We start from the raw sequence: 1,203 nt of genomic DNA, 5'->3' as shown, positions 1-1,203 counted from the left end.
CTACAACACCCTCTGGTTACCTGGGACAGATCATGCGGGGATAGCAACTCAGGCCAGAGTGGAAGAGCAGTTAGCTATAGAAGGAACGAATCGCCTTGAGCTGGGGCGTGAAAGATTTTTAGAACGGGTCTGGGATTGGAAACGGCAGTATGGTGGACAAATAACGCGGCAGTTACGCCGCCTGGGCGCGTCATGTGATTGGGAACGCGAGCGTTTCACGATGGATGAAGGGTGCTCGAAGGCGGTTCGGGAAGCGTTTGTTACACTTTATAATAAAGGGCTGATTTATCGGGGAAACTATATTATCAATTGGTGCCCCAAATGTCATACTACGATTTCGGATATTGAAGTTGAACACGTCGATCGTGAAGGGAATTTATACCATCTCTGTTACCCGGTAAAAGACAGTGACGAGACTTTCGTTGTGGCAACCACCCGACCGGAAACCATGTTCGGGGATACGGCCGTGGCGGTGCATCCGGACGATGAGCGGTATCGTCATTTAATTGGGAAAACAGTGCTCCTTCCCCTTACGGAGCGGGAAATTCCGATCATTGCGGATGACTATGTCGATCGGGAGTTTGGAACCGGCGCGCTGAAAATCACCCCCGCGCATGACCCGAATGACTTTGAGATTGGGCTGCGCCATCAATTGCCCCAGATTGTCGTCTTGGATAAAGAAGCCAAGATGAATGAAAATGCTGGCCCATACAGAGGGATGGATCGTTTCGAAGCACGCCTTGCCGTAGTGAAGGAGCTGTTAGCTCAAGGGATCCTCCTTAAAACTGAACCGTATGCCCATGCTGTTGGGGAATGCTATCGTTGCTCCACCGTGATTGAACCAATGGTGAGTAAACAATGGTTCGTGAAAATGGAGCCTCTAGCGAAGCCCGCGATAGAAGTCGTCAAGGGTGGGAGTTTGGAATTTATTCCTGAACGGTTTGCTAAGATTTATCTCGGTTGGATGGAAAACATCCGGGATTGGTGTATTTCTCGCCAACTGTGGTGGGGACATCGCATCCCGGTCTGGTATTGTGAGGATTGTGGTCTGGAGATCTGTGCGGGTGATGATCCCTTAACCTGTCCTACATGCGGAGCTGACCGGCTGTTGCAGGATCCTGACGTTTTAGATACGTGGTTTTCTTCCGGACTTTGGCCTTTTTCCACCTTGGGTTGGCCGAGAAAAACGCCCGAACAAGAACA

The 1,203-nt window shown here is 50.5% G+C and carries 1 protein-coding gene; it reads left to right on the top strand.

The features are described 5' to 3' along the window. Positions 1–1,203 (top strand): valine--tRNA ligase (gene valS / locus AC6I5A_RS13960; protein WP_034617395.1); only part of this gene is annotated, 1,203 nt, incomplete at both ends.

It is taken from the genome of Desulfosporosinus sp. Tol-M2, assembly GCF_059735615.1.
Note: the sequence above shows the minus strand (reverse complement) of the source record. Positions and strands in the feature narration are given on the sequence as shown.